The 6,084-nt window shown below is 63.8% G+C and carries 6 protein-coding genes; 2 read left to right on the forward strand and 4 right to left on the reverse strand.

Annotation, left to right across the window (positions count from 1 at the left end):
* Nucleotides 1-51: 51 nt before the first annotated feature.
* The 4 genes from BLX42_RS01660 to gatC all read right to left on the reverse strand — a co-directional run bounded on the left by BLX42_RS01660 (nucleotide 52) and on the right by gatC (nucleotide 3,803).
* Nucleotides 52-426, reverse strand: a complete 375-nt coding sequence (locus BLX42_RS01660) for a septal ring lytic transglycosylase RlpA family protein (RefSeq protein WP_115275495.1) — start codon at nucleotides 424-426, stop codon at nucleotides 52-54.
* 165 nt (nucleotides 427-591) lie between these two features.
* Entirely contained in the window at nucleotides 592-2,037 is a 1,446-nt protein-coding gene (gatB, locus tag BLX42_RS01665; RefSeq protein WP_039603446.1) for an Asp-tRNA(Asn)/Glu-tRNA(Gln) amidotransferase subunit GatB, read from the reverse strand.
* A gap of 11 nt (nucleotides 2,038-2,048) precedes the next feature.
* Nucleotides 2,049-3,500: an Asp-tRNA(Asn)/Glu-tRNA(Gln) amidotransferase subunit GatA gene (gene gatA / locus BLX42_RS01670; RefSeq protein ID WP_115273939.1), complete on the reverse strand. Its 1,452-nt coding sequence runs from the start codon at nucleotides 3,498-3,500 to the stop codon at nucleotides 2,049-2,051.
* Nucleotides 3,501-3,515: 15 nt separating this feature from the next.
* Nucleotides 3,516-3,803, reverse strand: a complete 288-nt coding sequence (gatC, locus tag BLX42_RS01675) for an Asp-tRNA(Asn)/Glu-tRNA(Gln) amidotransferase subunit GatC (protein ID WP_012316094.1) — start codon at nucleotides 3,801-3,803, stop codon at nucleotides 3,516-3,518.
* Nucleotides 3,804-4,007: 204 nt separating this feature from the next.
* Between gatC and mreB the strand changes: the two genes are divergently transcribed.
* Nucleotides 4,008-5,045 (forward strand): rod shape-determining protein MreB, encoded by a 1,038-nt coding sequence (gene mreB, locus BLX42_RS01680; RefSeq protein WP_003255163.1) that lies wholly within the window; start codon nucleotides 4,008-4,010, stop codon nucleotides 5,043-5,045.
* Between the two features lie 186 nt (nucleotides 5,046-5,231).
* Nucleotides 5,232-6,084: rod shape-determining protein MreC (gene mreC, locus BLX42_RS01685; RefSeq protein ID WP_256671901.1), on the forward strand; the 853-nt coding region annotated here is incomplete at its 3' end.

Here is a 6,084-nt window from a genome sequence, read left to right on the forward strand (position 1 = left end):
GCTGAAGGTGGGGAGGGTGGCCAGGTCGAAAATGGTTGGAACTCCGTTGCGTCAGTCGCTTAGACCTTGTACCCGCACGCGCGCCGTTCCGCTACGGATCATGCCGATTTTTTCTGCTGCAGCGCGCGACAGGTCGATCAGCCGGCCGCGTGTGTGCGGGCCGCGGTCGTTGATGCGGACCACCACGCTGCGTTGGTTGGCGAGGTTGGTGACCAGTACCCGGGTGCCGAAGGGCAGGCTGCGATGCGCTGCGGTCAGGCCGTGCTGGTTGAAGGCTTCGCCGCTGGCGGTGCGTTTGCCGTGGTGGCGGGCGCCGTAATAGGAGGCGGTGCCGGTCTGGTTGTAACCACGGGGGTCGATGTCGTGGCTGGCGCAGCCGGCCAACAGGGAAAACAGGGCCAGGGTGGCGATGGATCTTTTTAGCAAGGTGATGCTCCGGTGCTGCCATTGGGCGCGCTTGGCGGCGCGGTGGCTGTAGGAGCCGCCTTGTGTCGCGAAAGGGCCGCAGCGCGGCCCCATGGCCAGGTCACTGCATAAGCCTTTGGGGCTGCTTTGCAGCCCTTTCGCGACACGAGGCCGCTCCTACAAAGCTCACCCTTCGAGCTTGGCCTTGAGCAATTGGTTCACTTGCCCCGGGTTGGCCTTGCCCTTGGAGGCTTTCATCGCCTGGCCGACGAAGAAGCCGAACATCTTGCCGCGCTTGGCTTCATCGGCGGCGCGGTACTGTTCGACCTGCTCGGCGTTGGCAGCAAGCACTTCATCGAGCATCTTGTCGATCGCGCCGGTATCGGTGACCTGTTTCAGGCCTTTGCTCTCGATGATGCTGTCGGCATCGCCTTCACCGGCGGCCATGGCCTCGAACACGGTCTTGGCGATCTTGCCGCTGATGGTGTTGTCGCGGATACGCAGCAGCATGCCACCGAGCTGCTCGGCACTGACCGGTGCCTGGTCGATCTCGATACCCAGCTTGTTCAGCAGGCTGCCCAGTTCGACCATGACCCAGTTGGCTGCCAGCTTGGCGTCGCCGCCAATCTTCACCACCTGCTCGAAGTAGTCCGCCTGCTCACGGCTGGAGGCCAGCACGTTGGCGTCGTAGGCCGACAGGCCATACTGGCTCTGGAAGCGCTCGACCTTCTGCGGTGGCAGCTCCGGCAAGCCGGCACGGATGGTTTCGAGGAAACTGTCCTCGATCACCACCGGCAGCAGGTCCGGGTCGGGGAAGTAACGGTAGTCGTTGGCTTCCTCCTTGCTGCGCATGGAGCGGGTCTCGTCCTTGTTCGGGTCGTACAGGCGGGTTTCCTGAACCACCTTGCCGCCATCTTCGATCAGGTCGATCTGGCGCTGGATTTCGCTGTTGATCGCGCGCTCGATGAAGCGGAACGAGTTGACGTTCTTGATCTCGCAGCGGGTGCCGAACTCGGCCTGGCCTTTGGGCCGGATCGAGACGTTGCAGTCGCAGCGCAGCGAGCCTTCAGCCATGTTGCCGTCGCAGATGCCCAGGTAGCGCACCAGCGCGTGGATCGCCTTGACGTAGGCCACGGCCTCCTTGGCGCTGCGCATGTCCGGTTCGGAAACGATTTCCAGCAGCGGGGTGCCGGCACGGTTCAGGTCGATACCGGTGGAGCCGCTGAAGTCTTCGTGCAGGCTCTTGCCGGCGTCTTCTTCCAGGTGCGCGCGGGTTACGCCGATGCGCTTGATGGTGCCGTCTTCCAGGGCGATGTCCAGGTGGCCCTTGCCGACGATCGGCAAGTCCATCTGGCTGATCTGATAGCCCTTGGGCAGGTCGGGATAGAAGTAGTTCTTGCGCGCGAACACGTTGCGCTTGCCGATCTGGGCATCGATCGCCAGGCCGAACATGCAGGCCATGCGCACGGCTTCCTGGTTCAGCACCGGCAGTACGCCGGGCATGCCAAGGTCAACCAGGCTCGCCTGGGTGTTCGGCTCGGAGCCGAAGGTGGTGGCGCTGCCGGAAAAGATCTTCGACTGGGTGGCCAGCTGGGTATGGATTTCCAGCCCGATCACAACTTCCCATTGCATGTGTGAATTCCTCAGAAGCCGTTGGGGGCGCGGGTGTGCCAGTCGGTGACCTGCTGGTAGCGGTGCGCGACATTGAGCAGGCGGCCTTCCTGGAAGTACGGGGCCAGCAGCTGTACGCCGACCGGCAGGCCATCGACGAAGCCGGCTGGCATCGACAGGCCCGGCAGGCCCGCCAGGTTGGCGGTGATGGTGTAGACGTCTTCAAGGTATGCCGCGACCGGGTCGCTGCTCTTGGCGCCGAGCTTCCAGGCCGGGTTGGGCGTGGTCGGGCCAAGGATCAGGTCGACGCCTTCGAAGGCGGCCATGAAGTCGTTCTTGATCAGGCGGCGGATCTGCTGCGCCTTGACGTAGTAGGCGTCGTAGTAGCCAGCCGACAGGGCGTAGGTGCCGACCATGATGCGGCGCTGGACTTCGGCACCGAAGCCTTCGCCACGGGAGCGCTTGTACAGGTCGGTCAGGTCTTTGGGGGCGTCGCAGCGGTAGCCGAAGCGCACGCCGTCGAATCGCGACAGGTTGGAAGAGGCTTCGGCCGGCGCGATCACGTAGTACGCAGGGATTGCGTGCTGCATGTTCGGCAGGCTGATTTCCTTGACCACTGCGCCGAGCTTTTCCAGCTCCTTGACGCTGGCCTGGACCAGTTCGGCGATGCGCGGGTCGAGGCCGGCGCCGAAGTACTCTTTCGGCAGGCCGATGCGCAGGCCTTGCAGCGAGGCATTCAGGTTGGCGCTGTAGTCCGGCACCGGCTCGTCAATGCTGGTGGAGTCCTTGGCGTCGAAACCGGCCATGCCTTGCAGCAGCAGCGCGCAGTCTTCGGCGGTGCGGGCCAGCGGGCCACCCTGGTCGAGGCTGGAGGCATAGGCGATCATGCCCCAGCGCGAAACGCGACCGTACGTCGGTTTTAGGCCTGTGAGGTTGGTCAGTGCTGCCGGCTGTCGGATCGAGCCGCCGGTATCGGTGCCGGTGGTCGCCGGCAGCAGGCGGGCAGCCACGGCCGCAGCGGAGCCGCCGGACGAGCCGCCTGGCACGTGCTCGAGGTTCCAGGGGTTTTTCACCGCGCCATAGTGGCTGGATTCGTTGGCAGACCCCATGGCGAATTCGTCCATGTTGGTCTTGCCCAGGGTGACCATGCCGGCCTCGGCCAGCTTGGCGACCACGGTGGCGTCATACGGCGCCTTGAAGTTGTCGAGCATCTTCGAGCCGCAGCTGGTGCGTACGCCGTTGGTGCAGAACAGGTCCTTGTGGGCGATAGGGGCGCCCAGCAGTGCGCCGGTCTCACCGGCGGCGCGACGGGCGTCGGCGGCACGGGCCTGGCCCAGGGCCAGCTCCTCGGTGACGCTGATGAAGCTGTTGAGTTGCGGGTCGAGCTGCTGGATGCGCGCCAGCAGGGCGCCGGTCAGCTCTTCGGAGGAAAACGACTTGTCGGCGAGCCCGCGGGCGATCTCGGCCAGGGTCAATTGATGCATGGCAGGCACTATCCCTTACTCGATGACTTTGGGAACCAGGTACAGACCGCTTTCGGTCTTTGGTGCGATGGCTTGGTAGGCATCGCGCTGGTTGCTTTCGGTGACCTGGTCGGGACGCAGGCGCTGGCTGGCCTCCAGGGGGTGGGCCAGGGGCTCGATGCCGGTGGTGTCGACCGCTTGCATCTGGTCGACCAGCCCGAGAATGCTGTTCAGTGCATCGGTAATGCGTGGCAGTTCGCCTTCATTCAGGCCCAGGCGGGCCAGATGGGCGATCTTTTCCACGTCGCAGCGTTCAAGCGCCATGGGTATCTCCAGGGGAAACAAAGAACGGAATAAGGTCCGTGATGAGGAACATGTCGGCATTCTGGCGGTCATACGGCCGCGATCATCTGCTGGCGTGCTCGGAAAAACGACCAATTTAACATATTGGCTCCTTGCCCAAAATCCCTGCCATTGTTAGAGTTTGCCGCACTTTTTTACCCACGCTTTCCCCAGGGTCACTTTCCCATGTTCAAGAAACTGCGTGGCATGTTTTCCAGCGATCTCTCCATCGACCTGGGTACTGCCAACACCCTTATCTACGTGCGTGAGCGCGGTATCGTCCTGAATGAGCCCTCGGTAGTTGCCATCCGTACCCACGGCAACCAGAAAAGCGTCGTCGCCGTCGGTACCGAAGCCAAACGCATGCTGGGCCGTACGCCCGGCAACATTGCTGCCATTCGTCCGATGAAGGACGGCGTCATCGCCGACTTCAGCGTTTGTGAAAAAATGTTGCAGTACTTCATCAACAAGGTTCACGAAAACAGCTTCCTGCAGCCCAGCCCTCGCGTGCTGATCTGCGTGCCGTGCAAGTCGACCCAGGTAGAGCGCCGCGCCATTCGCGAATCGGCTCTGGGTGCCGGTGCCCGTGAAGTGTTCCTGATCGAAGAACCAATGGCCGCTGCCATCGGTGCGGGCCTGCCGGTCGAAGAAGCCCGTGGCTCGATGGTCGTCGATATCGGTGGTGGTACCACTGAAATCGCCCTGATCTCGCTCAATGGCGTGGTCTACGCCGAGTCTGTCCGCGTTGGCGGCGACCGCTTCGACGAGGCCATCGTCACCTATGTGCGCCGCAACTACGGCAGCCTGATCGGCGAATCCACTGCCGAACGCATCAAGCAGGAAATCGGTACCGCCTACCCGGGCGGCGAAGTGCGTGAAGTCGACGTGCGCGGCCGCAACCTGGCCGAAGGCGTGCCACGTGCCTTCACCCTGAACTCCAACGAAGTGCTCGAAGCCCTGCAGGAGTCGCTGGCGACCATCGTTCAGGCCGTCAAGAGCGCCCTGGAGCAGTCTCCGCCGGAGCTGGCCTCCGACATCGCCGAGCGTGGCCTGGTGCTGACCGGTGGTGGCGCGCTGCTGCGCGACCTCGACAAGCTGCTGGCCCAGGAAACCGGCTTGCCGGTGATCGTTGCCGAGGACCCGCTGACCTGCGTGGCCCGTGGCGGCGGTCGTGCACTGGAGATGATGGACAAGCACGCGATGGACCTGCTCTCCAGCGAGTGATCGAGCGCCCGGTTTACAGGTGGCACGCGCAGTGCTACCTGTATGCGTTGGGCTGGCGTCCGTTGGGGCGCCGCTTCCGTCAACCCGCAACCAGGCTGGTGCGTTGTCCCATGTCCAATGACTTCCTGAGTCGTCCACGAGGAACGGCCCATTAAACCGCTTTTCTCCAAGGGCCCTTCGCTGGGCGTGCGCCTGCTCGTACTGGTGGTGCTTTCGGTCGCGCTGATGGTGGTCGATGCGCGCTTTGACCTGCTCAAGCCCGTGCGCAGCCAGATGGGCCTGGTACTGATGGAATCGTACTGGATCACCGACTTGCCTCAGCGGATGTGGCAAGGCGTGGCGGGCCAGTTCGGCAGCCGTAACGAACTGATCGCGGAAAACGAGAAACTCAAGACCGAAGCCCTGCTGCTGCAGGGGCGCCTGCAGAAGCTGGCGGCCCTGACCGAGCAGAACGTGCGCCTGCGCGAGTTGCTCAACTCCTCTGCACTGGTCAACGAGAAGGTCGAGGTGGCTGAGCTGATCGGCGTCGACCCCAACCCGTTCACCCACCGTATCCTGATCAACAAAGGCGAGCGCGACGGTGTGTTCCTTGGCCAGCCGGTGCTCGATGCCCGCGGCCTGATGGGCCAGGTGGTCGAGCTGATGCCCTACACCGCACGAGTGTTGCTGCTGACCGACACCACCCACAGCATCCCGGTACAGGTCAACCGTAACGGCCTGCGCGCGATTGCCAGCGGTACTGGCAACCCGGAGCGTCTGGAGCTGCGTCATGTTGCCGACACGGCTGACATCAAGGAAGGCGACTTGCTGGTGAGCTCCGGCATGGGCCAGCGCTTCCCGGCCGGCTACCCGGTGGCCACGGTCAACGAAGTGATCCATGACTCCGGCCAGCCGTTCGCCATCGTTCGCGCCATTCCTACCGCCGCACTCAACCGCAGCCGCTACATGCTGCTGGTGTTCAGCGACCGGCGTTCTCCGGAGCAGCGTGCCACCGACGCGGCGCTCGCCCAGGAAGAGGCGGACCGCAAGGGCGCAGCGA

This window comes from Pseudomonas sp. SG-MS2, assembly GCF_009933855.1.
Taxonomy (GTDB): Bacteria; Pseudomonadota; Gammaproteobacteria; order Pseudomonadales; family Pseudomonadaceae; genus Aquipseudomonas; species Aquipseudomonas putida_E.

Bases quoted from the DNA above. Each gene is read 5' to 3' on its own strand.
- gatB (WP_039603446.1), bottom strand. From the start codon at position 2,037: ATGCAATGGGAAGTTGTGATCGGGCTGGAAATCCATACCCAGCTGGCC.
- gatA (WP_115273939.1), bottom strand. From the start codon at position 3,500: ATGCATCAATTGACCCTGGCCGAGATCGCCCGCGGGCTCGCCGACAAG.
- gatC (WP_012316094.1), bottom strand. From the start codon at position 3,803: ATGGCGCTTGAACGCTGCGACGTGGAAAAGATCGCCCATCTGGCCCGC.
- mreB (WP_003255163.1), top strand. From the start codon at position 4,008: ATGTTCAAGAAACTGCGTGGCATGTTTTCCAGCGATCTCTCCATCGAC.